This window comes from Pseudomonas sp. stari2 (genome assembly GCF_040760005.1).
Taxonomy (GTDB): domain Bacteria; phylum Pseudomonadota; class Gammaproteobacteria; order Pseudomonadales; family Pseudomonadaceae; genus Aquipseudomonas.
In genome coordinates this window covers 2,698,766-2,723,761 of the sequence record NZ_CP099760.1, presented here as the reverse complement: position 1 = coordinate 2,723,761, position 24,996 = coordinate 2,698,766, and the positions used below count along the sequence as shown (strand labels likewise).

The following is a 24,996-nucleotide window of genomic DNA, read 5'->3' as shown; positions in this document are numbered from 1 at the left end:
TGCTCAGAACAGCTCGCTGAACGGAATGAAGCGCAGTGGATCGCCCATTCGCAACGTGCTGTTCTCCGGGATTTCCACCAGCCCGTCGGCCCAGGTGGCGCCGAGCAATACGCCGGAACTCTGGTTCGGATACAGCGCCGCCTGCCCGCCCTCAAGACGCCCCCGCAGGTACTCGCGACGGCTGCCGGGTTTCGGCCAGTCGAACCCGGCTTTGACGGTAAAGCTCAACGGCATCACCTCTTCCACGCCTTGAATGCGCAGCAGGTACGGGCGCGCCAGCAGGCCGAAGGTCACCAGCGCCGAGGTCGGATTGCCCGGCAAACCGATAACCGGCACCGTGCCGAAATGGCCTACCGTCAGCGGTTTGCCGGGTTTGATCGCGAGTTTCCACAGCAGCGGTTTGCCGTTGTCGCGCAGCACCTGGCCGAGGCAATCGGCATCACCGGCAGACACGCCGCCGGTGGTCAGAATCAGATCGGCCGCCACCTGCAACTGCTCAAGCTTGAGCCGGGTTTGCGCCGGGCGATCCGGCAGGATACCGGCGTCGATCACCTCGCAACCCAGTTCGCGCAACCAGTGGTCGAGCAAGGTGCGATTGCTGTTGTAGATGCTGCCGGGACGCAGTGGTTGCCCCGGTTCCACCAGCTCATCACCGGTCGACAGCAATGCCACGCGCGGACGACGCACCACCGGCAGATGGGTCATGCCCTGCCCCGCAGCCACCGCCAGTTCGAACGGGCCGAGGCGTTTGCCGGCGCGCAGCAAGGTGTCGCCGACGCGGTTCTCCTGGCCTTGGGCACGGATGTTCTGGCCGACCTTCAACGGCTGCAGGAAACGTATTCGGCCATCTTCCAGCACTTCGACGTTTTCCTGCATCTCCACGCAATTGGCGCCCGGCAGCAACGGTGCGCCGGTAAAAATTCGCGCGCAGGTACCAGGCAGCAAGGCGTCCGGCACTAGTCCGGCGTAGACCCGCTGCGACACGCGCAACGGCTGCCGATGCAAGTCGGAAAGGTTCAAGGCGTAGCCGTCCATGGCACTGTTCGGCCACGGCGGCAGATCGAGGGTGGCGACCAGATCGCTGGCCAATACTCGTCCGCGTGCCTCATTGAGTGGCACCGATTCGCTGTCCGGCAGGCGTCGTTCATTGGCCATCGCCAACAGTTGGTCGAGCGCTTCCTCGACCGGCATCAATGCAGCCTTGCTCATCCCCGTGGCCCGCAGGCTTGCACCGGTTTGAGGTGCGGGACGAAGTTGCACGGGCGGTGACGGTTATCCAGTTGTTCGGCGAGGATGCCTTCCCACGCCGTGCGGCACGCGCCGGTGGAGCCCGGCAGGCAGCACACCAGCGTGCCGTTGGACAGGCCTGCCAACGCACGGCTTTGTACGGTCGAGGTGCCGATGTCGAGTATCGAGATGGCGCGGAACAACTCGCCGAAGCCGTCGATCTGCTTGTCCAGCAGGCAAGCCACCGCTTCCGGGGTACTGTCACGCCCGGTGAAGCCGGTGCCGCCGGTGATCAGCACCACCTGGATATTGTCGTCAGCGATCCAGTGCGCGACCTGGGCGCGGATCTTGTACAAGTCGTCCTTGAGCAGGTTGCGCTCGCTCAAAGTGTGACCCGCTTCGAGCAAACGGCTGACCAGCAACTGACCGGAGGTATCGCTGGCGTAATCACGGGTATCGCTGACCGTCAGCACGGCAATATTCAAGGGAACAAACAAGGCATCCGCTTTAACACTCATGGCACACTCCGGCCGTCGTCAATTCAATTAGCGCCAGAGCCTAAGTGCCACTTATGAAGACTGTCTAATCACTCTAACCAACCGCATTATCGACCCGCTCTATCGGCTCCTTTTTATCAAACTCCGGTCACTGATGGAGCCAATGAAACCGGCCATCATCGAAGCCCTCGATAGCCTCTTAAACGCTTCCGATTGGACGTAAAACGCGATCAGTGGGATCGTCACCGCCTGCGCTTTCCGTGCGCCGTACGCATCTGCGTCAATACTCAATCAAAATTCTCAATCGAGCAGGTGCCATCGTGGACATCAAACAACTCAAGTTTCTGATCGCGCTGGACGAAACCCGTCACTTCGGCCAGGCCGCCGCGCGCTGCCACATCACCCAGCCGACCCTGTCGATGCGCCTGCGCAATCTGGAAGACGAGCTGGATCTGGTGCTGGTCAATCGCGGCCAGCGCTTCGAAGGCTTCACCCAGGCCGGCGAACGCGTACTGGCCTGGGCCCGCACGCTGCTGGCCGCCCACGACGGGTTGTTTGCCGAAGCCGCAGCCTGCCGCGGGCAACTGGTCGGCAGCCTGCGCCTGGGGCTGGTGCCGCTGAGCAACTTCAACCCGGTCAATTACATTCAGGGGTTGTCCGCGATCTATCCGGAGCTGAAATACAGCCTTTCGTCGCTGAGTTCCAACGAGATCATCGAAGGCCTGGGCAACAATCAGCTGGACCTCGGCGTGTGTTATCTGGACCACGTCAACCCGAACTATTTCGATTTCTTCGAGATCGGCGAGACCCGCGTCGGTCTGCTCTACGACACTCGCCACTTCCATTTCGAAGGCCCGGAGATGAGCTGGGAAGACGCCGCCGAACTGCCGCTGGGGATGATCACCACCGGCATGCATTACCGCAAATCCATCGATCTGAGTTTCCGCAGTCGCGGGTTGAATCCGCAGCCGATCATGGAAAGCGATTCGACCTATCAACTGCTGCAGGCGATCCACCAGGGCTTCTGCTGCTCGATCATGCCGCTGGACAGCGGTCTGGAAGAACCGATCGAACACCTGGCCTTCATCAATTTGCCGGACGCCAGCGTACTCGCGCCGTTGGGGCTGGTGATGCGCAAGACCGAACCGCGTTCGGCGATTGCCGAGAAGTGCTTTGCCGAGGCGCGCAAGATGTTTGGTGTCGAAGCACCCGCCGTTTAACCCTCCCCAAGTTGCCTGAAACGTTGCACTCCGGTGCAACGCTTTCAACTTCGCCAGCAGTGATCGACCAATCCAATCACTGCATCGGAACAAGCGATTGGACGCACTTTTCGCTGCCCCGTAGCCTGAACTCACTTCAGCGCTTCGGGGACTTTCAAGATGCTGTGCCAAGTTGAACAACTCATCGAGCCGGGCGACGCCAACGCCCCCGCGCCACAACCGGCGCAAGTGGCCTACCGCGAATACCTCGACGACGCGCCTGTGTCCCACGCGGCGCTGGCGGCGGAAATCGCCCTGGCCATCAGCTACAACGGCTTGAATCAGGCCGTGATGATGGTCTCGCCGGGCAACATCGAGGACTTCATTCGCGGCTTCAGCCTGAGCAACTCCATCGTCGACAGTCTCGACGATATCCATGACATCCGTCTGACTCACTTTGACCAGGCCTGCCAGGCCGATGTGCAGATTTCCAGCCGTGCATTCTGGGTCCTGAAGGATCACCGGCGGCAGATGGCGGGCACCAGCGGTTGCGGCCTCTGCGGTGTGGAAGCCCTTGAACAGGCGCTGCCGCAACTGGAGATCCTGACGCCGACGCCGCTGCCACCGGCCGCGCATTTCGACGGTATCCGCCAGCGCATCGAACAGGCCCAGCAACTGGCCCGCAGCAGTGGTGCCCTGCACGCGGCGCTGTACTTCGACGCCGACGGCGAAGCGCTGCTGTGCCGCGAAGACATCGGCCGCCACAACGCCCTCGACAAGCTGATCGGCGCCCTCAAGTTCGAAGGCCTCGATGCGCGTCAGGGCTTCGTCGTAGTCACCAGCCGTTGCAGTCTTGAACTGATTCACAAAGCGGTGCGCGCCCGGCTTGGCACCCTCGTCAGCCTGTCTGCGCCCACTGCATTGACCGTGCGTTGGGCGCTCAAGCACCGCCTGAACCTGATCCACGTCCCGCACCGCAACGCCCCCCGAATCTACAGCCCGATCCAGGAGCCAACCGAATGAGCGACACCCTCACCCACCTCGACGATCAGGGCCGCGCCAACATGGTCGACGTCAGCGACAAAGCCGCGACCCGCCGCGAAGCCACCGCGCAAGCCTGGGTGCAGATGCGTCCGCAAACCCTGCAAATGATCCAGTCCAACGGCCACCCCAAGGGCGATGTCTTCGCCGTGGCGCGGATCGCCGGGATTCAGGCGGCCAAACGCACCCACGAACTGATTCCGCTGTGTCACGCGCTGCTGCTCAGTTCGATCCACGTCGAACTCAAGGCCTGCGCGCCGGACCGTGTGCAGATCACCAGCACCTGCCGCCTCACCGGTCAGACCGGCGTCGAACTCGAAGCCCTGACCGCCGCCAGTGTCGCCGCGCTGACGATCTACGACATGTGCAAAGCCGTGGACCGGGCGATGGTCATCGGTGACATCCGTCTGCTCAGCAAACAGGGCGGCCGCTCCGGCCACTTTCAATGGGAGAACCCGCAATGATTCTGATCAACTACTTCGCCAGCTACCGTGACCGGCTCAATCTGGGCGGTGAAAAAATTCCGGCCAGCGACACCCTCGCTTGTGTCGAGGACGTGCGGCAGATGCTGATGCAGCGTGGCGATCTGTGGCGTGAAGTCCTCGGCGCCGGCAACCTGATGTGTGCGGTGAATCAGGAGTTGTGCCAGCCGGATCAGGCCATCGAGGATTTCGACGAGATCGCGTTTTTCCCACCGGTTACAGGGGGTTGAGGCATGGGCGTTCGAGTCCAGCGGAAAGGCTTCGATGCCGGTCAGTTGATTGCGGATTTACATGCGCGCAACCCACGGGTGGGCTCGGTGGTGAATTTCGTTGGTTATGTGCGGGATCTGAATGTCGGCCAAACGGTTAACGAACTGTACCTCGAACACTATCCGGGCATGACCGAGAAGGCTTTGGAACAGATAACCGAACAGGCCCGCGAGCGCTGGCCGTTGCTGGCGGTGGAGATCGTGCACCGTGTCGGCGCACTGTCGGTGACCGAACCGATCGTGTTCGTCGGCGTCAGCAGCAAACACCGGCATGCAGCCTTCGAGGCCTGCGCCTTCATCATGGATGTGCTGAAGACGCGTGCACCGTTCTGGAAACGTGAGACCACACCTGAGGGTTCGCACTGGGTTGAAGCTCGGGAGAGTGATCAGAATGCCGTGTTTCGCTGGAGTCTGGCGCATGCCTGACAGAGCACTGTCGGCTGCCTCGGGCTGTTTGTTTTCTAGCGCGGGGTGATCGAGGTGTTGATCGTTTGCGCCCTCGTCGGGATGGGGTTTCATCTGTTGCGCTGAGCCGGTGACTTGCCGCGCGCATCGGAATCAGGCGTTTACTTATCCCGGACTTCCCCCTTACTATCCAGCCACACCGGCATGGCGGGACACTCCCGCCGCCGACGTTTTCCGCCAACGGAAACACGCGTCATGAGCACGTCACTACAACAATCAGAATCGTTGAACGTCTCTGCACTGTGCGCCCTCCTTCACAGGGGCCGCGCATGAATCGCATCGTCAATCTCCCCATGGCCCTGAGCCGTTCCAAGCTGCGTCACTCCGCACGCCCGCCGGATATCTGCCTGCCCGTCTGATCGCGCCGGTAAAAATCGCGACAGTTCCCCCTCTTTTTCGATATCCCTGCCAGGACGCCCGCGCCTTTTGCCGAGCTGCGTCCGGCCCGAATCTGCGCGCCTGTGCGGCGCCATCGTGAGTGATTGATTATGAAATTCGCAGCCATTGAAGACGCACGCAATTTTCTGGATCAGAACCCCGACATCGACATGATCGAGCTGTTCATCCTCGACGCCAACGGCGTGCCGCGCGGCAAGTTGTTGCACCGCGAAGAACTGCTCGCCGTGTACGAAAGCGGTCGCCCGCTGCCAAGCACCATCCTCGGCCTGACCGTGCACGGCGAGGACGTGGAAAACTCCGGGCTGGTGTGGGACGTCGGCGACATCGACTGCCGCGCCTACCCGCTGGAAGGCAGTCTGGTACGCCTGCCATGGCGGCAGATTCCGACTGCGGCGGTGCAAGTCAGCATGCACCCGGAACAAGGCATGCCGGCGAGCATTGCCGATCCGCGTCATTTGTTGATCAAGGTCATCGACCGCTTGAAAGCCGAGGGTTATCACCCGGTGATGGCCTGCGAGCTGGAGTTCTATCTGCTCGACGCCAAACGCGATCACAACGGTCGCCCGCAACCAGCGCTGGATGCCGACGGCGGCCGACCGAGGCACACCCAGGTCTATGGTTTGCGTGAGCTGGAGCAGATCGAACCGTTCCTCGCCGACCTCTACAGCGCCTGCAAACTGCACGGTATTCCGGCGCGCACGGCCATCTCGGAATACGCGCCGGGCCAGGTGGAAATCACCCTTGAACACGGCGATGCGCTGGAGGCGATGGACCAGGCCGTGCGCTACAAACGGCTGGTCAAAGCCGTGGCGCACAAGCACGGAATGCAAGCGACCTTCATGGCCAAACCCTTCGATGATCTGGCCGGCACCGGCATGCACATGCATGTCAGTCTCGCCGATGCCGATGGGCGCAATCTGTTTGCCTCCGAGAATCCGGCCGGCACGCCGCTGCTGCGTACCGCGATTGGCGGGATGCTCGCCTCGTTGCTGGATTCGCTGCTGCTGTTCTGCCCCAACGCCAACTCCTACCGCCGTTTCCAGGCCAACAGCTATGCGCCACTGGCGCCGACCTGGGGGGTCGACAACCGCACCGTCAGCCTGCGCGTACCCGGCGGCCCGGCCAACACCCGGCACATCGAACACCGCATCTGCGGCGCCGATGCCAACCCGTATCTGGCAGCGGCGGCAATTCTCGCGGGCATTCATCGCGGCATAAAAGAAGACATCGATCCGGGCGAACCGGTGCAAGGCAACGGCTATGCGCAGGCGAAGGAATTGCTACCGACGGACTGGCTGACTTCGCTTACGGCACTGGAAAAATCGGTGTGGGCGCGGGACGCCTTGGGGCAGGAATTTCTCGGGGTGTATCTGGCGGTGAAGCGTGCGGAATACCGGCTGTTCATGGCCGAAGTGGGTGAGCAGGACTGGCGTTGGTACCTGACCGAAGCCTGATCCTTTTTTCCTTTTTTTGCCTTGGACACTGACATGACTGAACGCAGCAATTCCTACTACACCGCGACCCTCAACCGCGACACCGACTACCCGGCCCTGCAAGGCCGGCACAAGGTCGATGTGGTGATCATCGGCGGCGGTTTCACCGGCGTCGCCACCGCCGTCGAACTGGCCGAAAAAGGCCTGAAAGTTGCCATCGTCGAAAGCCACAAAATCGGCTGGGGCGCCACCGGACGCAATGGCGGTCAGGTCACCGGCAGCCTGTCCGGCGACGGCGCGATGCGTAAGCAGATGCGCAACACATTGGGCGATGAGGTCGACGATTTCATCTGGCATCTGCGCTGGCGCGGCCACGAAATCATCAAACAGCGCGTCGAGAAATACGGGATCGAGTGCGACCTGAAACACGGCCACTTGCACGCGGCCTACAAGCCGAGCCACATGGCCGGTTTGCGCAGTGATTATGACGAAGCCGTGCGTCGCGGCATGGGCGATGAAGTCAGCCTGCTCGACCGCAGCCAGGTGCGCGACCTGCTGCAAAGCGACCTCTATCACGGCGCGATCAAGAACACCCGCAACATGCATTTGCATCCGCTCAACCTGTGTATCGGCGAGGCGCGGGCGGCGGAAAGCCTTGGCGCGTTGATCTTCGAAAACAGCGAAGTGCTGGAGATCATCCACGGCGACAGTCCCGGCGTGCGCACTGCTCACGGCCGGATCGACGCCAATCAGGTGCTGCTGGCCGGTGATGTCTACCACAAGCTCGAACCTGGCCAGCTCAAAGGCAAGATCTTCCCGGCCATGGGCGGCATCGTCACCACCGAGCCGCTGGGCGATCTGGCAAAGCAGATCAACCCCGAAGACCTCGCCGTTTACGACTGCCGCTTTGTCCTCGACTACTACCGCCTCACCGCCGACGGCCGCCTGCTGTTCGGCGGCGGCGCCAACTACAGCGGCAAGGACTCACGGGACATCGCCGGCGAACTGCGCCCGTGCATCGAACAGACCTTCCCGGCGCTCAAAGGGGTGAAGATCGACTACCAGTGGAGCTGCGCGATGGGCATCGTCATCAACCGCATCCCGCAACTGGGCAAGCTCTCGGACAACGTCTGGTATTGTCAGGGCTACTCCGGTCACGGCATCGCCACGACCCACATCATGGGCGAAATCATGAGCCGGGCAATCACCGGGCAGATGCAGCAGTTCGACACGTTTGCCGCGTGCTCACACATTCGCGTGCCAATGGGGGATCTGCTGGGGAATCCGATGCTGGCAGCGGGCATGTGGTACTACCAGATGCTGGAAAAACTGCGCTGACCGAACAGGCCCCATCGCGAGCGGTGGGGCCTTTTGTTTCGCTCCAAAACGTCAGTCCTGCAACTGTTCGACCTCAATCCCCAACCGCCGATAATCCTCGGCATTCCCCGACGCCATATGCCGCTCGGTAATCAACGTATGCACCCGGCTGCACGGCGCCACCACAAACGGCTCCACCGCCCCCAGCTTGTCCGCCGTGGTCACGGCGATCACCTGCGCCGCACTGTCGAACAACGCCTGTTTCACCGGCACTTCATCGAAATACAGCGAACTCAACCCCACTTCCGGATGAATCGCGCAAACCCCGGTGAACAACAGGTCAGCCTTGATACTTTGCAGCAGTCGCACGGTCTCGTGGCCACTGACCGACATCGTCGCCAGATTCAACTGGCCGCCCGCCAGAATCACCTTGATCCCCTTGTATTCAGCCAGGGTGATCGCCGTCATCGGTGACGTGGTCACGGCGGTGATCGAGATATCCGAAGGCAACGAACGGGCGATCTGCAAGGTGGTGGTGCCGGAATCGAACAGCACGATCTGCCCGTCCTTCACTCGCCCCGCCGCGAGCTGCGCAAGGCTGGTCTTTACCTCGTCGGTTTCACTGATCCGCGTGAAGTAATCCTTGCCGGTGTCCTTCGGTCGCGGCAACGCCCCGCCATGTACCCGTTGCACCAGCCCCGCATTGTCCAGTTCGGCCAGATCGCGGCGGATGGTGTCTTCGGACACCGCAAAATGCTGGCTCAACTCGGAGGCCATGACCTTGCCGTCTCGTTCGAGGATCAGCAGGATTTTCTGCCGACGCAGGGAGGGAAGCTCGGAAGCGGAATGATCGTGCATGGTTTTGCCTGTTTGTGCTTGTAGTTGCAGGTTTGGCGAGCCTAACCAATGCATCTGCCAAACACAAACCGGCTGATATCAATTGTTTCGATCTTTGAAATCATGAAGCCGAATTTTTTCTTTGCATCCGGCCTGTTCACAATGGCAGCACTTCAATAAGGCTCAGGATGAACACCCCATGAATCTCAATTTCGCGTTCGCGTGCATGATCGTCGTGTCGTTTGCGATAGCCCTGGGACACGCGTGATACAGGGGGCACTGTCCTTCTTGTTTCAATCCGTCACCACCCGCGCCTTGCGCACGAACAACGCGTGGGCCTTCTCCCAGAAATTGCTGCCCAGCACAAAGAAACTGCCGATGAACATCAGGTCACCGAGCAGTTGCATCTGCCACAGATTCGGCCGCAGGCCTGGCCAGAAGTTGTCGAAATAAGGTTCCAGAAAGGCGCTGAGCAGCGGCAGGCAAAACATCACCACGCCCACCCGATGCCGCATCGGCGAGACCTCAGCCACCGGCGTCGGAATCATCCCCGAGACATGCCGGCCAATCGTGCGCTTCAGTTCAGCGAACCCGGCCTTGCCCATCACCGCGATCACCAACAGCAACAGCACCTTGTTGCTGATGAACAACACGCCGGTCAACGCCGCAACTTTCGAGCCGGGCACACCGAGTGCCGCGGCAATCGGCACCATCAGCCATGAACCGAGCATCAGGCAAATAATCGCCACACCGACCTTGAAGCGCCAGGTAGCGCTGGTCGGTGCAACCGGATCTTGAGGAGTGTCCATGGTTTTCCTACCTTTTCGTCAGGGCGCGCGGATCGGTTGGCGTCGCCAGAAAAAGCGTAGCAGCTGATTGACGCCATCAACCCGCGATCTGCCGTCTATGCTCCAGTGAAATTCCCCGCTGGGGCCAAACGGTATGCCTGAAACGACAGCCCTGCTGACCCGACCCGGCCCGCTGCTGCTGTTTGCGGCTTTGAGCCTTGGCGGCTGTATGCGCCTGGGCCCGGACTTTCAGCCACCGGCCGAGGCCTGGAGCAAGCAGTGGCACAGCGCCGCGTTGGCACAGGCCAGCAAGCGCGGTGCGGTGCCGGATCTGCGCCAGTGGTGGCAGGTGTTTGGCGATCCGATACTCGACCGTTTGATCAGCGAAGCCGAAGCCCACAACAGCAGCCTGAAAATCGCCGGCCTGCGGGTCCTGGAATCCCGGGCGCAACTGGGCATCGCCGACAGCGGCCGTTATCCGCAACTGCAACAGGCCAGCGCCGACAGCCTGTACATCGACCGCCACCAGTCCGGCGGCAACAACCCGCAGGACTTGCACTTCTGGCAGCACAGCGCCGCATTCGACGTCGGCTGGGAACTGGATTTCTGGGGCCGTTTCAGCCGCGCCATCGAATCCGCAGACGCCAGCTACTTCGCCGCCCAGGCCAACTACGAAGACGCTCTCGTGCTGTTGCGCGCTCAAGTCGCCGACACCTATTTTTCCCTGCGCACCACGGAAGCCCGGCTGCGGGTCGCCCGGGAAAACGCCGTCCAGCAAAAACGCAATTTCGAGATCACCGAAAAACTCTTCCGCAGCGGCCAGACCGCCGAACTCGACCTGCAACAGGCCAGGACTCAATACCTCGGCACGCTGAGCACTATTCCAGTGTTCGAAGACCAATTGCTGCGTACTCGCAACGCGCTGGCGGTGCTGGTCGGCCAGCCGCCCGGTGGTGCGACGATGATCGCAGAGCAGACTGGGCTGATCCCGCTGCTGGATCGTGCCGTGTTGCAGGATGTCCCGGCCAATCTGCTGCTGCGCCGTCCCGATGTGCGTGCTGCGGAACTGAACGTGGCCGCGCAATCGGCGCTGGTCGGTGTGGCGGAAACCGATCTGTATCCGTCGCTGACCTTGCTCGGCAGCATCGTCTGGTCCAGCGACACCCTCGGCGCCACCCCGCGCAGTCTCGACCTGATCGGCGGCCCGAGCCTGCGCTGGAACCTGTTCGATTACGGTCGCATCCACAACAACATCCGTGTGCAAGATGCGCGGTTGCAGCAACTGATCGAAGCCTACCGGGACAAAGTCCGCCAGGCCGCCCGCGAGGCCGACGACGCCGCCAGCGGACTGACCAAAGCACTGGAAGGCGAACGGATTCTCGGTGAAGCCGAAGCCGCCGCGCGGCGTTCACTGGTGTTGGCCAACACCCAATACCGCGAAGGCTATTCGGACTTTCAGCGGGTGCTCGATGCGCAACGTGCGTTGCTGGAGTTGCAGGACAACTATCTGGTCAGTCGCAGCAATGCCGTGAGCAACCTGATCGCGCTGTACAAGTCCCTCGGTGGCGGCTGGCAAAGCACCGGACCGCAGATCGATCAACCGACCCGGCAGCAGATGCAGCAGCGCACCGATTGGGGTGAACTGCTGACCGCCCCGCCGCCACAACCGACTTATCCGATTCCCTCGCAGGTAGACCGCCATGAGTGATGAAGCGCCGCCGGATCCGACGAAAAAAAGCATCCGCTGGGTGCTGCTGGTGATTGTGCTCAGCCTGATCTGGTATCTGCTGGCCGACCGAATCACGCCGTACACCCAGCAAGCGCGGGTCGGCGCGTTCGTGATCCCGGTGGCCTCGGAAGTCGCAGGCCGGGTGATCAAGGTCAACGTGCGCAACAATCAGGATGTGCAGGCCGGCGATATCCTCTTCGAGCTTGATCCGCAGCCGCTGCAAATCGCCGTCGACCGGGCCCGCGCCGACCTTGAGAACACCCGTCGCACAGTCGGCGCCAGCACCGCCGGCATTGCTTCGGCGCAGGCCTCGTTGCGCGCGGCTCAGGCCAACGAACTCAAGGCGCGCCAGGACAATCAACGGCTCGAAGGCTTGTACAAACAGGATCCCGGCACCGTTTCCGTGCGGCTTCTGGAAGTCTCGCGCGCCAACCGCGAAGCCGCTGTCAGCCAGGTTGCCGCCGCTCGGGCAGAAGTGGTGCGAGCGCAGGAGCAGGAAGGCGGCAACAGCGACACCAACGCCAAATTGCTCAGCGCCTCCGCCACATTGGCCAAGGCTGAACTGGATCTCGCCAACACCCGCATCCGCGCCCGCTCCGCGGGACTGATCACCGACCTGCGCACCGACGTCGGCCAGTTCGCCGCTGCCGGCAGCCCGGTGATGACGCTGATCACGATCCAGGACGTGTGGGTCAGCGCCGACCTCACCGAAAACAACCTCGGCCGGATCAAGCCCGGCACGCCGGTGTCGATCATCCTCGACGCCCTGCCCGGCGAAGTACTCGAAGGCCGGGTGCGCAGCGTCGGTTATGGCGTCAGCGTCGGCCAGACTCCGCCGCCCGGCACCTTGCCAACGATCCAGAACAGCCGCGACTGGCTGCGTCCGGCGCAGCGATTTCCGGTGATCGTCGAGTTCAGCGACGAGGCAAAAAAGCGTCTGTTCGATAGTCGTTCGATTCGTGCCGGCGGGCAGGCGGAAGTCATGGCGTTTCCCAGCGAGGGCAGTCTGCTCAATCCGCTGGGTCGGGTGTTTGTCTGGCTGATGAGCTGGCTGTCGTATGCCTATTGAGCGCAGCGTGCCGGCGCAACGAGCCTTGCGCCTGGCTTGCGGCACGGCGTTGTGTACTGCCGCCAGTTATGGCCTCGCCTTGCCGCTGTCGTTTCTGTCGCCGGTGCTCGCGGTGTTGCTGCTGGCCAGCATGCCCCGGCCATTGCCAGTCAAAACTGCGCTGGTGCTGACATTGGTCGCCGCACTCACCACCAGTTTCGGCCTGTTGCTGGTGCCGTTGCTGCGGTATTACCCGGTATGCGGCGTGCTGCTGATCGGCGTCGGTCTGTTTCTGGTGTTCACCTACGGCTTGCGCGGCGGCAACGTGCTGATCATGACGTTTTTGGTCATTGGCATGACCATGATCTCCGCCGCCGGTTTCGCGTCATTCGAGCTGGCCATGGCGGTGATCGGCGCGCTGGTCAAAGGCCTGTTGCTGGCCGTCGTCATTGTGGGTCTGAGCCACGCCCTGTTTCCGGAACCGGTCAACAGCCCCGCGCCGCCCCCCGCTCCCGCCCTGCCCGCCGAAGACGTGCCCCGCGTAGCGATGCGCGCAACGCTGATCGTGCTGCCGACCTTCCTGTTGGTGTTGATCGACCCGGCGAGCTACCTGCCGATCATCCTAAAAGCTGTCAGCCTCGGCCAGCAAAGCACCACCACCCGCACCCATCACGCCGGGCGCGAACTGCTTGGTTCGACCTTGCTCGGCGGGCTGTTGGCGGTGCTGTTCTGGTGTGCGTTGAGCCTGTTCGTGCACCTGTGGATGTTCTTTCTGTGGATGCTGCTGTTCGGGCTGCTTGTGGCGCGCAAGCTGTATCGGATGCACCCGACGCAACTGACGCCGGGGTTCTGGCTCAATACTTTGATCACCATGATTATTCTGCTCGGGCAGTCGGTGGAGGACAGCGCGGCGGGCAAGGATGTTTACACAGCATTTGCGGTGCGGATGGGGTTGTTTGTTCTGGTGACTGTTTATGCCGGGGTGATGATGCATTTGCTGGAGTCGCACCGGGAGAGTCGTCAGGATGTGACCTGACGACCGTGCGCGGAATCATCAAGCGTCTTCTCGCACCCGCCGTACCTGCACCAACAATGCCGGTGCAAAGTGCAGCACCACCATTCGCGCCAGATGGTGAGTGAGGATAAACACCACGTTCAGCCCGCCAGCGAATGCGACGATCGCGATGGTTTCGATGGCCCCCGGCATGTAGGCGAGCCACAGCGACAACGCATCGCTGCCCAGCAACCGCGCCGCCGCCAATGCAAAAATCGCCGCGACCAGAATCATCAAACCGACCGACACCAGCGCCGTGCGGCCATGACGTCCCAGTTCCGCGAGGCCCAATCCCTGAAAACGGGAGCCGATCCGCGCACCGAGAATCAGCGCCGCTAGATTCAAACTCCAGTCCGGCATGTGAAAGCCCTGCAGCCATCCTGATTTCACGAACACGGCGGTGATGATGATTGCCGTCAGCATGAACGGCGCCGGCACACCGACGGCGAGCAGCAAGCGCCCGACCACCACGCTCAAACCGATCACCGACAGCACGATCAACGCCATGCCCGTCGACAGCGGCGGGACCTCGGTCACGTCAACCGGCGCCGATCCGGGAATCAGCAAACTCACCAGCACCGTGATCAGCAGCAGGCGCATCAAGTGCACGATGATCACCTTGCTCGATGCCTGATGCGATTCCAGCAAATCGAACACCGCCGCCAACGCGCCCGGATATACCGCCAGCAGCGCGTCCGTGCGATTCCATCCTGCGCCGCGCGACAGCCACAGCGCGGAAAGCGCGACTTGCACCGCCAGACACAACAGCAACACGCCAAGGCTCGGCAACATCGTCGAAACAGTCGCGCTGTCCCATGCTTCGAACATCAACCCGGTGGCAATGCCCAGCGTGACCTGAATGTAACCCAGGCCGTAGGGAGTTTTAGGTGCGAAGCCGAATTTGGTAACGACAAGTGCAGTGACAAGAATCGAGCCCAACAGCAAACCGTGGGGCACGCCTTCGAACTGCAACAGCGCGCCGAATCCGGCAGCGATCAACAGACAAAGAATGGATTTCATGGTCGCCTTCCTGGCTATTCAAATGACGTTAGGCGCGCAGCCGTCCAATCGCCCGACGATATTTTTCGATCCGCTCCAGATCCTCCCAACTTGGCGAGGCAATCCGCGACAGGTCGCTGTTCTCTTCCAGATCCGCCAGCTTCACCACCCGCCCGATGGGGTTCTGCGCCGCGCGCTCGACGAAGTCCTCGTAGGATTCGCCGGGCACTTTGGTCACCGATTCGATGGCTGACAGAACTTCTTCGCTGAAACCTTCCTTGCGCAAATCCTCCAGGCTGATGCCGCAATCCTCGACCACATCGTGCAGCACCGCGACGATGCGTTCTTCCAGGCTACTCATGCGCAACATGACCTTCAGCGGATGCAAAATGTACGGCGCACCACCCTTGTCCACCTGCCCCGCGTGGGCTGTGGCGGCAATCGCGATGGCGCGTTCCAGAGTCTGAGTCATGGGCGTTTCCTCGGGTCAGACGCCGTACCGGCCGCCAATATAGAAATGGCGCTTGAACCAGCGCCCAATCGCCTGCAAACGCCCGGTTGGCTGCACCGGCTCTGCGTATCGCTGAAGAATCAGCGAGACCACAGACGCCTGATCCTCCCCGGCATGCGCGTCCACCAGTTCGGCCACCCAGGCGCAATTGGCCTTCTTCAAATGCTCACGCCATTCACCGGGCCAGTCATCCAGCTCATCCAGCGCCAACCACCGCGCACCGCCCTGCTCGACATGCCCGCCGCCGATCGATTGCTCGAAGCAGAACGGCGTCGCCGGGCGCGACAGGTCGATGCTGAAGATGTAGATATCTTGGGTTTTGTGCTGCGGCGTGGGGGCGTTGTTGCGGCTGCCGATGTGAATCATGCGCGGTTCCGTCCGTGGGAGAGGCGTTACAACTTGTTTCGCAGTCTACGACGTGGTGCGGATGGGGGGAACCTTTGGTGATGAGTCGGGTTGCGGCGAGTGAAAAGTTTGACTGCGGAGTCCGGGAGCTATCTTTCAGGAACTCACAAAAGACGGGCATCATAGGCACCAGAGTTGACATGGTAACTGGCTGCAGGCGGACTCGGGACGAGAGGTAGCGTTTTAGAAGCTGCCCTTGGCACAGCCGGGGAGCTGGACGCAGTTTGACCGAATGAATATATGCAAAAGTGAGCGCGGTATGAGCTTTATCAATAGAATTATGGCGTTGATGAAGCCGGCGTCTGAGCAAGAACAAATAGCTGGCTACAGCATGTGGGAGCTGAAGAGTCGATTTTCTCGCCCTTTGGCCGATACCATCGCCCCCACTCAGCCACCCACTACGTCACTGCAAAATGCTGAAATCTCGGCATTTTTTTCGCAGTTCCTTATCGACCCAGAAGACTTGGTTGAATTTGAATCGCTCGTTGAATCCAATTTCAGAAAAAACATTGAAAGAACCTTAAATGATCTTCCGGTATTTGAATACGAAAGCGCATTGAGCGGAGACCGACTGATATTCTTCGCATCGACTAGAGAGTTCAACTCCGTCACGATTCGTTTGATAACAAACAGTGTCGACTTCCTAATGATGCTTAACCGCAAAAAATTTGCGGTTCCTCCGCCATGGTTTGCTTTTGAAGGCTACGAGCCTTCTTGGTGGGGAGGCAGCATGCAAGGTGTTCAAGAATATTACGACAACAACTACTTTTTCAGTTTTTTTACTCAACTGAGTGAAACTGAAAAACAGTCCTACTATTCCAAATTTCACGCAACTAGTGAGTGGATTGAAAGACTTGAATTAATGTACGGCGACGAGTGAACCGAACGTTTCGCCTACAAAAAGGGACATCGTTGGTGTCCCTTTCTGCGTTTGGACTCAGGCCGATGGATCAGCGCTTCATGGCTTCGCACTGACGGCGCAGGTCTTGATCACCAATGCCGCTGCAATTGCCGTTTCCGGTCTTGGCTTCACAGAAACGGCGCTGGTCCTGATTATCGATACCGCTGCAATTGCCATGGCCGGTTTCTGCCTCGCACATCCTTCGAAGATCCTGACTGCCAATACCGCTGCAATTACCGCTGCCTGACTTGGCTTCGCAATAACGGCGCTGATCCTGATCAGAGATCCCACTGCAGTTGCCGTGGCCGGTTTCTGCCTCGCACATCCTGCGCAAATCCTGATTGCCGATCCCGCTGCAATTGCCGCTGCCGGATTTGGCTTCGCAATATATGCGCTGATCCTGATCGTTGATGCCCGTGCAGCCAGCGAAGGCATGGCCGGCGAAAGCAAACATCAACAGCATTGCAAGTATTTTCTTCATCACACGCTTCCTTGGTTTACCCGTCAGCAGACTGGGACTGTTCAATCCGATTTACATTAGCTTCGAGACACGCCATCAAATTGACATCGGTTTTGGGGAAAGTTCCGGGGGTGGAATGTGTGAGGATTTTTTTGATCTGAAAACGCCGTAGGAAATCACTCCGCGTGGTGAGGGAGCTTGTTCTTGCGGGGCTGCGAAGAGGGCCGAAACCAGGCAAGTCATTTTTCCCTGACACGCTGTAGCCCTTGATTTACGCCTTTCGCGCCGCCGAACAGGAGTGAACTCTCTGACCACGAGTGGTGATTTCACGTCCTACAGGCTGATTGCGACAGTGGGGAGCGGTGCCTAGAGTGGGTCTGTCGCCGAACGAATTTGGCGATAGGGTTTCGCAGCCCTAAGGAAAATTGACCAACACCGTCAAACTACAATTCTGGCAAAATTCGCCAGCATTACGTTTTACGGCAGCTGTGTGCGGGAGACTTTCGGGTCTGCCGGGTTTGGTCTCTTCCTCGGTCTGCGAACCCGCACACATCTGCCACCCATTTTGTTTCGTAGCAGAAAGGTGGCTCATTTTCTCCAAGAGACCTTTCCATATGACGATCAAAACGCCGCTCCACCGCCATGCGAACATGTCCCACCCCGCTACTGACCGCCCTGTCCTGCTTATCGACGCCGACGCCACACTGAGCAACCTTCACGCCTGCCTCGGGGAACGGCTCGATGCTGTTCTGAAATACTTGGACCTGATGGCCTGCATCCACCTCCCCGATCACGCCGAGCATGACATCAACACCATCAGTACCATCGCCAGAATCTTGGTTCAGGACGTGAGTGATGTGTTTCGAGTTATAGAGCAACGACGGTTTGATATTCTTGACTAGAGCGATTGAAGGTGACGGACTTACACAAATAAATCAGTCACCTTTTCATGGTCACCTTTTATGCTTTTTCATGCTCGATTTAAGACTTGCCGCGCATATTGCGCTTTAAAGCGCTGAATAAGCACCAAGCGGAATAATTAACATTATTTAAAGTTATTAAAACCTGTCATTTATTACAGGTGACAACACCTCTAACCTCAGACACTATCAACCCACAGAAACATGCATTCCGAAAACTATGCCCATTTCGAAACTGGAGATTGAAATGACATACCCACTAAATGGAAACTATGATGGCGGAAGCGGGAACATATACCGTCTTGTGATTGAAAAATTCAACGAATCAACCGGTTCGTGCAGCGGCTACTTCCACGACGCTCAGACAAACAAGTGGGAACAAGTGACAGGCGGCTACCACTTCTACGGGGGAGGTCAAGATGAAACAGTACTTCTATTCAATACTTCACATGGTTCCTGGAGATGGGAGGCGGACTACGTCGGCGGCGCGCCATCCTTTAACAATTGGACTGCCATTCTAAATGGCGCTGGTTATGCTCAGATGGAGTTTTTCAAAGAGTCAAACACGCCACAAAGGGTAACGGCAGCGGAGCTAAATTGGGGCGAATAAGCAAGTCAGAACCTAGAAAAATTCGGACCGTCAGCCCACTAATCACAAACAATTAATCAAAGCCATCCCTTGACATGATAGGTATGGCTTTGAGTAAAACCGACAACAATAGAGCATGCATAACGCGCAGCGATACATCAAAAATTCGCCGGCGTATTCGCACTAATAATCTCAGCCTCATCCGCCCCGATATTCCGAAATTTGTGCGGCAACGTCGTCGGAAAGTAATACCCGTCCCCCGCACTCAACACGCTCACCTGCCCGTCCACCGTCAACTCGACCGTGCCGCGCGTCACCAACCCACACTCTTCGCCTTCTGCGTGAACAATCGGCTCTTCCCCGGAACTCGCGCCCGGTGCGTATTGCTCGCGCAGCAAGCGCATCTGGCGGCTTGGGACCGAGGCGCCGATCAAGAGCAGGCGCAGGCCGTGGCGGCCGAGGTCGGGTTGTTCGTTGGCGCGGAAGACGTATTGATGTTCGCGTGGGGGCTGGTCGAAGGTGAAGAAGTCGGCCAGGGACATCGGGATGCCTTCGAGCAGCTTTTTCAGTGAGCTGACGGAAGGACTGACACGATTCTGTTCGATCAGGGAGATGGTGGCATTGGTCACGCCGCTACGCCGGGCCAGCTCGCGCTGGGAGAGTTTGTAGCTTTCGCGTACTAGTTTGAGTCGAGAACCCGTATCCATGACAGCCTTATGTGAGAACGACTTAAGGGTAATGGGGGTGGGTGGCGGGTGCCGCGCAAGGCGCGCGGATCACGTTGCTCCCGTGTCCCGGAACCGTGAAAGGCGGCTATTAAATCACGTTTGTCGGTGTTGCTCAGCAGGTTCGATGGACGGCACATGAAAAAGCCGGCAGCGCCCTTTTTGAGGGCGCCGCCGGCGAGGTAAATCAGATGCCGAAACGGTCGCGCAGCGAGTAATACACCGCGCCGAGGGCGGTCAGCGGGGCCGAGAAGGTGCGGCCGCCGATCATCGGCATGTGTGGCAGCGAGGCGAAGGCGTCGAAGCGCTCGGCGTCGCCGCGGATCATTTCCGAGATCAGCTTGCCGGCAAGGTGCGAGCAGGTGACGCCGTGGCCGCTGTAGCCCTGCATGTAGTAGGCGTTTTTCTCGATGCGGCCGAATTGCGGCATGCGCGACATGGTCAGCAGGAAGTTGCCGGTCCAGCGGTAGTCGATTTTCACGTCCTTGAGCTGCGGGAAAGTCTTGAGCATTTTCGGGCGGATCAGGGTTTCGATGTCGTCCGGTTCACGGGCGCCGTACACCACACCGCCGCCGTAGAGCAGACGGTTGTCGGCGGTGAGGCGGTAGTAGTCGAGCAGGTAGTTGCAGTCTTCGACGCAATAGTTATTGGTGATCAGGCTGCGGGCCTGCTTCTCGGTCAACGGTTCGGTGACGCAGATCTGCGAGCCGCACGGCATGCTCTTGGCCGTCACGCGGTTGTCGAGGCCTTGCGGCAGGTAGGCGTTGCCGGCGATCAACAGGTACTTGGCGCGGACTTGGCCTTTGGCGGTGCGCACGACGTTGGGCTCGCCGTACTTGATCTCCACCGCAGCGGATTGCTCATAGATCTTGCCGCCCAGACGCACGATGGCCGCGGCTTCACCGAGAGCCAGGTTCAGCGGGTGGATGTGGCCGCCCTGCATGTCCAGCAGACCGCCGACGTAGGCGTCGGAACCGACTTCGCGGCGGATGTCCGCGGCGTCGAGCATCTTCAGGTTTTTATTGCCGTAACGTTCCCAGCTACGCTTTTGCTCTGCGAGCCCCTTGAGCTGCTTGTTGTTCATCGCCGCGAAAATCCCGCCCGGGCGATAGTCGCACTTGATGTCGTATTCCTTGATCCGCGAACGGATGATGTCGGCGCCTTCGAAGATCATGCTGCCGAGGATTTCCGCGGTCTTGTCGCCGTAGCGCTCTTCAATCACGTCGACGTCGCGGCTGTAGGAGTTGACCAATTGGCCGCCGTTGCGACCGCTGGCGCCGTAGCCGACTTTCGCCGCTTCCAGCACCGTCACCTTGTAGCCGGCTTCGGTCAGGAACAGCGCCGAAGACAGACCGGTGTAGCCGGCGCCGATAATGCACACATCGCAGTCCACCGACTCTTCAAGCGTCGGGAAGTCGATGACTTCGTTGCGGGTGGCGGCGTAGTAGCTGTTCACGTGTTGCTGTTTCATTTTTTTATTCTCCGAGGGTCGCCGGTTGCAGGCGACCACCGCTGTAAAAGAGTCAGAGCTTGATCCAGGTCGCTTTCAGCTCGGTGTACTTGTCGAATGCGTGCAGCGATTTGTCGCGACCGTTGCCCGACTGTTTGAAGCCACCGAACGGCGCGGTCATGTCGCCGCCGTCGTACTGGTTGACCCACACACTGCCGGCGCGCAGGCCACGGGCGAAGGTGTGGGCCTTGCTCAGGTTGCTGGTCCAGACCCCGGCGGCGAGGCCGAAGATGCTGTCGTTGGCGATCTGCAGCGCTTCTTCAACGGTGTCGAAGGTGATCAGCGACAGCACCGGGCCGAAGATTTCTTCCTTGGCGATGGTCATCGCGTTGGTCACGCCGTCGAAAATCGTCGGCTCGACGTAGGTGCCACCGGTTTCTTCCAGGGTGCGGCGGCCGCCGGCGATCAGCTCCGCGCCCTGCTCCCGACCGATGCTGATGTAGCGCAGCACGTTGTCCAGTTGACGCTGATCGACCACGGCGCCGACGGTGGTCGACGGGTCGAGGGCGTGACCCGGTTTCCATGCCTGCAACGCTTCCACCAGCAGCGGGATGAATTGCTCGCGGATCGAACGCTCCACCAGCAGGCGCGAGCCGGCGGTGCAGACCTCGCCCTGGTTGAACGCAATGGCGCCGGCCGCCGCTTGTGCTGCCGCACGCAAGTCCGGTGCATCGGCAAACACCACGTTCGGGCTCTTGCCCCCTGCTTCGAGCCAGACGCGTTTCATGTTGCTTTGGCCGGCATAAATCATCAGTTGCTTGGCAATCGCCGTGGAGCCGGTGAAGGCCAGCACGTCGACGTCCATGTGCAGCGCCAGCGCCTTGCCGACAGTGTGGCCGAAGCCTGGCAGGACGTTGAACACGCCTTTCGGAATACCCGCATCCAGCGCCAGTTGGGCAATGCGGATCGCAGTCAGCGGGGATTTTTCCGAAGGCTTGAGGATGAACGAGTTACCTGCCGCCAGCGCCGGGGCGAATTTCCAGCTGGCCATGATCAGCGGGAAGTTCCACGGCACGATGGCCGCGACCACGCCCGATGGCTCACGAGTCACCAGGCCGAGTTGATCGTGCGGAGTGGCGGCGACTTCGTCGTAGATCTTGTCAATGGCCTCGGCGCTCCAGCGGATCGCGTTGGCGGTCGCCGGGATGTCGATGCTCATCGAGTCGCTGATCGGTTTGCCCATGTCGAGGGTTTCGAGCAGCGCCAGTTCTTCCTGGTGTTGCAGGATCAGGTCGGCGAAGCGGATCAGGATGCGCTTGCGCTCGGCCGGGGGCTTGTTGGCCCACACGCCGGAGTTGAAGGATTGGCGTGCGACCTCGACGGCGAGGTTCGCGTCGGCTTCATCGGTGCTGGCGACGGAGGCCAGGAAACGGCCGTCGACGGGGCTCAGGCATTCGAAGGTTTCGCCGCTGATGGCCGGGCGGTATTCGCCGTTGATGAAGGCGCGGGATTCGAGGGTCAGGGACTGGAAGCGTTGTTCCCAGTCGTTGCGGGTCATGGTCATGGGGGTGACTCACACAGAGAAAGAGGTGACCGCCGCTCACATGGGAGCGGCGGTGCTTGCGAGGTAAGCGCTTGAGCGTCAGACGGTATGCAGATACCAGTTGTACTCAAGGTCAGAGATCGAGTTTTCGAACTCGGCCAGCTCGCTTTCCTTGCACGCGACGAACACGTCGATGTACATCGGGTCGATGTATTTCGCCATGACTTCACTGTCGTCCAGCACGCGCAAGGCGTCGCGCAGGTTGTTCGGCAGGCTCTGTTCATTCTGCTCGTAGCTGTTGCCTTCAACCGGGGCGCCCGGCTCGATTTCGTTGGTCAGGCCGTGGTGGATACCCGCCAGCACGGAAGCCATCAGCAGGTACGGGTTGGCGTCGGCACCAGCGACACGGTGCTCGATGCGCACGGCATCCGGCGAACCGGTCGGTACGCGGACGGCCACGGTGCGGTTGTCGATACCCCAACTCGGCGAGTTCGGCACGTAGAACTGTGCGCCGAAACGACGATACGAGTTGACGTTCGGGCACAGGAAGGCCATTTGCGCAGGCAGGGTCTCCAGCACACCGCCGATCGCGTGGCGTAGCGCGGCGTTCTGCTCGGGATCCTCGCTGGCGAAGATGTTGTTGCCTTCTTTATCCAGGATCGAAATGTGCACGTGCAAACCATTGCCCGCCTGGCCCGGATACGGCTTGGCCATGAAGGTGGTGTCCATCTCGTGGTCGTAGGCGATGTTCTTCACCAGACGCTTGAGCAGGATCGCGTATTCGCAAGCCTTGATCGGGTCGGACACGTGATGCAGGTTGACTTCGAACTGCGCCGGGGCACTTTCCTTGACGATCGCATCTGCAGGAATGCCCTGCTCTTTCGCACCTTCGAGGATGTCTTGCAGGCAGTCGACGTACTCGTCGAGATCGTCGATCAGGTAAACCTGAGTCGATACCGGACGCTTGCCCGAAACCGGCGAACGTGGCGATTGCGGACGGCCGTTCACGTTGTCCTGGTCGATCAGATAAAACTCGAGTTCGAACGCGGCGCAGATGGTCAGGCCCAGCGCGTCGAACTTGCGCACCACGTTGGCCAGCACTTCACGCGGGTCGGCGAAGAACGGCTCGCCTTCCAGTTCGTGCATGGTCATCAGCAGTTGAGCGGTCGGACGCTTCTGCCAGGGCTCGATGCTCAGGGTGCCCGGGATCGGGTAGCAGATTCGGTCGGCGTCGCCGATGTCCAGGCCCAGGCCGGTGCTTTCCACCGTGGAACCATTGATGTCGAGGGCGAAAAGCGAGGCCGGCAAGTTGATGCCTTTCTCGTAAACCTTATGAAGACTGGTGCGCTCGATGCGCTTGCCGCGCACCACACCGTTCATGTCTGCAATCAGAAGGTCGACGTACAAAACCTCAGGATGTTTCTTAAGGAATGCGTTTGCTTCGTTGAGTTGAACGGCACGCAGAGGGACCGACATGATGCACCTATTTAGCTGTTAATTATTATGTTCACTGCTGTTTCGCGGAGCCAGTCAACCCGAACGGCAAAGTGAAGTCAATAGCGAACACATGGCCGTTCAGCGTTTATTTTTCGGGCTTTTTTAACACTCTCGTGCCAACACAGACGCCAGAGCCCCGGTCTTGGTGACGATTTGATGAACGGCGTTTAGAATTTTTTACATGGGAGTTGTTAATTAAAATCAACGAGGCTAAGCTCCGGAAAAGCTCGTTCAAGTGTCAAACTTCGAGGTGAATAAAAATGGCATTCAAGCCATTGATCGGCGTTACTGCGTGCGTCAAACAGATTGGCCTGCACCCCTACCACATCAGCGGCGACAAATACGTTCGTGCTGTCAGCGTTGCGGCGCTGGGGTTGCCTGTCGTCATTCCTTCCCTTGGCAAACTGACTGAAATCGAAGACCTGCTGGGTCAGCTCGACGGTCTGTTGCTGACCGGCTCGCCGTCCAACGTGGAACCCTTCCACTATCAGGGCCCGGACAGCGCTCCCGGCACGGATCACGATCCGGCCCGGGATGCCACTACCCTTCCTCTATTGCGCGCAGCCATCGCGGCGGGCGTTCCGGTACTTGGCATCTGCCGGGGTTTCCAGGAAATGAACGTGGCGTTCGGCGGCAGCCTGCACCAGAAGGTGCATGAGTTGCCGGGCATGCTCGATCACCGCGAAGCCGACAGCCCGGATGTCGCCGTGCAATACGCCCCGGCTCATGCCGTGTCGGTGCTGCCCGGCGGCGTGTTCGAAGCGCTGGAGCTGCCGGGTGAATTCCAGGTCAACTCGATTCACAGTCAGGGCATCGACCGCCTCGCTCCCGGCCTGCGCGCCGAAGCCGTGGCGCCGGATGGCCTGATCGAGGCGGTCTCGGTGGAGCACAGCCCGACCTTCGCCCTCGGCGTGCAATGGCACCCGGAATGGCAGGTACTGGACAACCCGAATTACCTGCGGATCTTCCAGGCGTTCGGTGAGGCTTGCCGCCAGCGTGCGGCGCGACGCAACCAGCGCTGACGCCACCCAACGATTGCAAAACCATTTACTGCCCCCGCGGGGTCGGCGGCTGCGCGTTTGCGCATCCGTCATCCGCGATCAGCAACACACCGCGAAAACAAAAAGCACCACCCGGCAGCCAGGACGGCGGCGCCGAACAACCCGCACGGTGCGGGTCTGCAATCCACTCTTAAGCCAGGCCGCGTTGGC

The 24,996-nt window shown here is 60.2% G+C and carries 26 protein-coding genes; 14 read left to right on the top strand and 12 right to left on the bottom strand.

Annotated features, from left to right (window positions below; all coding sequences use genetic code 11):
* Positions 1–3: 3 nt before the first annotated feature.
* Positions 4–1,209 (bottom strand): gephyrin-like molybdotransferase Glp, encoded by a 1,206-nt coding sequence (gene glp / locus NH234_RS12485; RefSeq protein ID WP_367256738.1) that lies wholly within the window; start codon positions 1,207–1,209, stop codon positions 4–6.
* Complete coding sequence (gene moaB / locus NH234_RS12480; protein ID WP_065260324.1) at positions 1,206–1,745, bottom strand: molybdenum cofactor biosynthesis protein B; 540 nt, start codon at positions 1,743–1,745, stop codon at positions 1,206–1,208. The genes glp and moaB overlap by 4 nt, the downstream gene beginning before the upstream one ends.
* A gap of 299 nt (positions 1,746–2,044) precedes the next feature.
* Between moaB and NH234_RS12475 the strand changes: the two genes are divergently transcribed.
* The 7 genes from NH234_RS12475 to NH234_RS12445 all read left to right on the top strand — a co-directional run bounded on the left by NH234_RS12475 (position 2,045) and on the right by NH234_RS12445 (position 8,350).
* Positions 2,045–2,944, top strand: coding sequence for a LysR family transcriptional regulator (locus tag NH234_RS12475; RefSeq protein ID WP_085733109.1), 900 nt, complete (start codon positions 2,045–2,047; stop codon positions 2,942–2,944).
* A 159-nt stretch (positions 2,945–3,103) separates the two neighbouring features.
* Complete coding sequence (fdhD, locus tag NH234_RS12470) at positions 3,104–3,946, top strand: formate dehydrogenase accessory sulfurtransferase FdhD (RefSeq protein ID WP_367256737.1); 843 nt, start codon at positions 3,104–3,106, stop codon at positions 3,944–3,946.
* Positions 3,943–4,428 carry a cyclic pyranopterin monophosphate synthase MoaC gene (moaC, locus tag NH234_RS12465; RefSeq protein ID WP_367256736.1) on the top strand — a complete coding sequence of 162 codons (486 nt, stop codon included), beginning with the start codon at positions 3,943–3,945 and terminating at the stop codon, positions 4,426–4,428. Before fdhD ends, moaC begins: the two co-directional genes overlap by 4 nt.
* Positions 4,425–4,676: a MoaD/ThiS family protein gene (locus tag NH234_RS12460; protein ID WP_085733112.1), complete on the top strand. Its 252-nt coding sequence runs from the start codon at positions 4,425–4,427 to the stop codon at positions 4,674–4,676. The genes moaC and NH234_RS12460 overlap by 4 nt, the downstream gene beginning before the upstream one ends.
* A 3-nt stretch (positions 4,677–4,679) precedes the next feature.
* Positions 4,680–5,141 (top strand): molybdopterin synthase catalytic subunit MoaE, encoded by a 462-nt coding sequence (moaE, locus tag NH234_RS12455; protein ID WP_367256735.1) that lies wholly within the window; start codon positions 4,680–4,682, stop codon positions 5,139–5,141.
* A gap of 527 nt (positions 5,142–5,668) precedes the next feature.
* Positions 5,669–7,033: a glutamine synthetase family protein gene (locus NH234_RS12450; RefSeq protein WP_367256734.1), complete on the top strand. Its 1,365-nt coding sequence runs from the start codon at positions 5,669–5,671 to the stop codon at positions 7,031–7,033.
* A gap of 33 nt (positions 7,034–7,066) precedes the next feature.
* The gene (locus NH234_RS12445) at positions 7,067–8,350 is read left to right on the top strand and encodes an NAD(P)/FAD-dependent oxidoreductase (RefSeq protein ID WP_367256733.1); all 1,284 of its coding nucleotides are present in this window, start codon (positions 7,067–7,069) and stop codon (positions 8,348–8,350) included.
* Between the two features lie 51 nt (positions 8,351–8,401).
* Here NH234_RS12445 and NH234_RS12440 read toward each other — a convergent pair whose 3' ends face one another.
* Entirely contained in the window at positions 8,402–9,187 is a 786-nt protein-coding gene (locus tag NH234_RS12440; RefSeq protein ID WP_085733116.1) for a DeoR/GlpR family DNA-binding transcription regulator, read from the bottom strand.
* Between the two features lie 272 nt (positions 9,188–9,459).
* On the bottom strand, positions 9,460–9,975 hold the full coding sequence (locus NH234_RS12435) for a transporter suffix domain-containing protein (RefSeq protein WP_249490231.1): 516 nt from the start codon (positions 9,973–9,975) through the stop codon (positions 9,460–9,462).
* A gap of 133 nt (positions 9,976–10,108) precedes the next feature.
* Between NH234_RS12435 and NH234_RS12430 the strand changes: the two genes are divergently transcribed.
* From NH234_RS12430 to NH234_RS12420, 3 genes are read left to right on the top strand one after another with little or no spacing between them, the layout of a single operon-like run.
* Positions 10,109–11,662 (top strand): efflux transporter outer membrane subunit, encoded by a 1,554-nt coding sequence (locus NH234_RS12430; protein ID WP_367256731.1) that lies wholly within the window; start codon positions 10,109–10,111, stop codon positions 11,660–11,662.
* Positions 11,655–12,752: an HlyD family secretion protein gene (locus NH234_RS12425; protein WP_367256730.1), complete on the top strand. Its 1,098-nt coding sequence runs from the start codon at positions 11,655–11,657 to the stop codon at positions 12,750–12,752. The genes NH234_RS12430 and NH234_RS12425 overlap by 8 nt, the downstream gene beginning before the upstream one ends.
* Positions 12,742–13,767: a DUF2955 domain-containing protein gene (locus NH234_RS12420; RefSeq protein WP_367256729.1), complete on the top strand. Its 1,026-nt coding sequence runs from the start codon at positions 12,742–12,744 to the stop codon at positions 13,765–13,767. Before NH234_RS12425 ends, NH234_RS12420 begins: the two co-directional genes overlap by 11 nt.
* Before the next feature lie 18 nt (positions 13,768–13,785).
* Here the strand turns inward: NH234_RS12420 and NH234_RS12415 are convergent, their stop codons facing one another.
* Genes NH234_RS12415 through NH234_RS12405 form a run of 3 tightly spaced genes read right to left on the bottom strand, consistent with a single transcriptional unit; the run spans position 13,786 to position 15,661 of the window.
* A complete protein-coding gene (locus NH234_RS12415; RefSeq protein WP_367256728.1) occupies positions 13,786–14,805 on the bottom strand; it encodes an AbrB family transcriptional regulator in 1,020 nt (339 codons plus the stop codon).
* Between the two features lie 28 nt (positions 14,806–14,833).
* Entirely contained in the window at positions 14,834–15,256 is a 423-nt protein-coding gene (locus NH234_RS12410) for an HD domain-containing protein (RefSeq protein ID WP_260523093.1), read from the bottom strand.
* Positions 15,257–15,271: 15 nt separating this feature from the next.
* A complete protein-coding gene (locus tag NH234_RS12405) occupies positions 15,272–15,661 on the bottom strand; it encodes a hypothetical protein (RefSeq protein WP_367256727.1) in 390 nt (129 codons plus the stop codon).
* A gap of 298 nt (positions 15,662–15,959) precedes the next feature.
* Here NH234_RS12405 and NH234_RS12400 point away from each other — a divergent pair, with 298 nt between their 5' ends.
* Positions 15,960–16,580 (top strand): hypothetical protein, encoded by a 621-nt coding sequence (locus NH234_RS12400; protein WP_367256725.1) that lies wholly within the window; start codon positions 15,960–15,962, stop codon positions 16,578–16,580.
* A 70-nt stretch (positions 16,581–16,650) separates the two neighbouring features.
* Here the strand turns inward: NH234_RS12400 and NH234_RS12395 are convergent, their stop codons facing one another.
* Positions 16,651–17,082 (bottom strand): hypothetical protein, encoded by a 432-nt coding sequence (locus tag NH234_RS12395; RefSeq protein WP_367256724.1) that lies wholly within the window; start codon positions 17,080–17,082, stop codon positions 16,651–16,653.
* Between the two features lie 593 nt (positions 17,083–17,675).
* Here NH234_RS12395 and NH234_RS12390 point away from each other — a divergent pair.
* Together NH234_RS12390 and NH234_RS12385 are read left to right on the top strand one after the other, a co-directional pair.
* The gene (locus NH234_RS12390) at positions 17,676–17,963 is read left to right on the top strand and encodes a fructose-bisphosphate aldolase (protein WP_367256722.1); all 288 of its coding nucleotides are present in this window, start codon (positions 17,676–17,678) and stop codon (positions 17,961–17,963) included.
* 265 nt (positions 17,964–18,228) lie between these two features.
* Complete coding sequence (locus NH234_RS12385) at positions 18,229–18,591, top strand: hypothetical protein (protein WP_367256721.1); 363 nt, start codon at positions 18,229–18,231, stop codon at positions 18,589–18,591.
* A 137-nt stretch (positions 18,592–18,728) separates the two neighbouring features.
* On the opposite strand, the gene NH234_RS12380 is transcribed toward NH234_RS12385, so the two are convergent.
* From NH234_RS12380 to NH234_RS12365, 4 genes are all read right to left on the bottom strand, one after another.
* The gene (locus NH234_RS12380; protein WP_011333561.1) at positions 18,729–19,277 is read right to left on the bottom strand and encodes a cupin domain-containing protein; all 549 of its coding nucleotides are present in this window, start codon (positions 19,275–19,277) and stop codon (positions 18,729–18,731) included.
* A 205-nt stretch (positions 19,278–19,482) separates the two neighbouring features.
* Positions 19,483–20,766 carry an FAD-binding oxidoreductase gene (locus tag NH234_RS12375; RefSeq protein WP_085733123.1) on the bottom strand — a complete coding sequence of 428 codons (1,284 nt, stop codon included), beginning with the start codon at positions 20,764–20,766 and terminating at the stop codon, positions 19,483–19,485.
* 52 nt (positions 20,767–20,818) lie between these two features.
* Complete coding sequence (locus NH234_RS12370; protein ID WP_367256719.1) at positions 20,819–22,309, bottom strand: aldehyde dehydrogenase; 1,491 nt, start codon at positions 22,307–22,309, stop codon at positions 20,819–20,821.
* A gap of 78 nt (positions 22,310–22,387) precedes the next feature.
* A complete protein-coding gene (locus NH234_RS12365) occupies positions 22,388–23,764 on the bottom strand; it encodes a glutamine synthetase family protein (protein WP_085698734.1) in 1,377 nt (458 codons plus the stop codon).
* 281 nt (positions 23,765–24,045) lie between these two features.
* On the opposite strand from NH234_RS12365, the gene NH234_RS12360 reads away from it, so the two are divergent.
* The gene (locus NH234_RS12360; RefSeq protein WP_085686390.1) at positions 24,046–24,807 is read left to right on the top strand and encodes a gamma-glutamyl-gamma-aminobutyrate hydrolase family protein; all 762 of its coding nucleotides are present in this window, start codon (positions 24,046–24,048) and stop codon (positions 24,805–24,807) included.
* The last annotated feature ends 189 nt before the right edge of the window (positions 24,808–24,996 follow it).

Coding starts and splice junctions, on each gene's coding strand:
- glp (WP_367256738.1), bottom strand. CDS start 1,209: ATGAGCAAGGCTGCATTGATGCCGGTCGAGGAAGCGCTCGACCAACTG.
- moaB (WP_065260324.1), bottom strand. CDS start 1,745: ATGAGTGTTAAAGCGGATGCCTTGTTTGTTCCCTTGAATATTGCCGTG.
- fdhD (WP_367256737.1), top strand. CDS start 3,104: ATGCTGTGCCAAGTTGAACAACTCATCGAGCCGGGCGACGCCAACGCC.
- moaC (WP_367256736.1), top strand. CDS start 3,943: ATGAGCGACACCCTCACCCACCTCGACGATCAGGGCCGCGCCAACATG.
- NH234_RS12460 (WP_085733112.1), top strand. CDS start 4,425: ATGATTCTGATCAACTACTTCGCCAGCTACCGTGACCGGCTCAATCTG.
- moaE (WP_367256735.1), top strand. CDS start 4,680: ATGGGCGTTCGAGTCCAGCGGAAAGGCTTCGATGCCGGTCAGTTGATT.
- NH234_RS12450 (WP_367256734.1), top strand. CDS start 5,669: ATGAAATTCGCAGCCATTGAAGACGCACGCAATTTTCTGGATCAGAAC.
- NH234_RS12445 (WP_367256733.1), top strand. CDS start 7,067: ATGACTGAACGCAGCAATTCCTACTACACCGCGACCCTCAACCGCGAC.
- NH234_RS12440 (WP_085733116.1), bottom strand. CDS start 9,187: ATGCACGATCATTCCGCTTCCGAGCTTCCCTCCCTGCGTCGGCAGAAA.
- NH234_RS12435 (WP_249490231.1), bottom strand. CDS start 9,975: ATGGACACTCCTCAAGATCCGGTTGCACCGACCAGCGCTACCTGGCGC.
- NH234_RS12430 (WP_367256731.1), top strand. CDS start 10,109: ATGCCTGAAACGACAGCCCTGCTGACCCGACCCGGCCCGCTGCTGCTG.
- NH234_RS12425 (WP_367256730.1), top strand. CDS start 11,655: ATGAGTGATGAAGCGCCGCCGGATCCGACGAAAAAAAGCATCCGCTGG.
- NH234_RS12420 (WP_367256729.1), top strand. CDS start 12,742: ATGCCTATTGAGCGCAGCGTGCCGGCGCAACGAGCCTTGCGCCTGGCT.
- NH234_RS12415 (WP_367256728.1), bottom strand. CDS start 14,805: ATGAAATCCATTCTTTGTCTGTTGATCGCTGCCGGATTCGGCGCGCTG.
- NH234_RS12410 (WP_260523093.1), bottom strand. CDS start 15,256: ATGACTCAGACTCTGGAACGCGCCATCGCGATTGCCGCCACAGCCCAC.
- NH234_RS12405 (WP_367256727.1), bottom strand. CDS start 15,661: ATGATTCACATCGGCAGCCGCAACAACGCCCCCACGCCGCAGCACAAA.
- NH234_RS12400 (WP_367256725.1), top strand. CDS start 15,960: ATGAGCTTTATCAATAGAATTATGGCGTTGATGAAGCCGGCGTCTGAG.
- NH234_RS12395 (WP_367256724.1), bottom strand. CDS start 17,082: ATGAAGAAAATACTTGCAATGCTGTTGATGTTTGCTTTCGCCGGCCAT.
- NH234_RS12390 (WP_367256722.1), top strand. CDS start 17,676: ATGACGATCAAAACGCCGCTCCACCGCCATGCGAACATGTCCCACCCC.
- NH234_RS12385 (WP_367256721.1), top strand. CDS start 18,229: ATGACATACCCACTAAATGGAAACTATGATGGCGGAAGCGGGAACATA.
- NH234_RS12380 (WP_011333561.1), bottom strand. CDS start 19,277: ATGGATACGGGTTCTCGACTCAAACTAGTACGCGAAAGCTACAAACTC.
- NH234_RS12375 (WP_085733123.1), bottom strand. CDS start 20,766: ATGAAACAGCAACACGTGAACAGCTACTACGCCGCCACCCGCAACGAA.
- NH234_RS12370 (WP_367256719.1), bottom strand. CDS start 22,309: ATGACCATGACCCGCAACGACTGGGAACAACGCTTCCAGTCCCTGACC.
- NH234_RS12365 (WP_085698734.1), bottom strand. CDS start 23,764: ATGTCGGTCCCTCTGCGTGCCGTTCAACTCAACGAAGCAAACGCATTC.
- NH234_RS12360 (WP_085686390.1), top strand. CDS start 24,046: ATGGCATTCAAGCCATTGATCGGCGTTACTGCGTGCGTCAAACAGATT.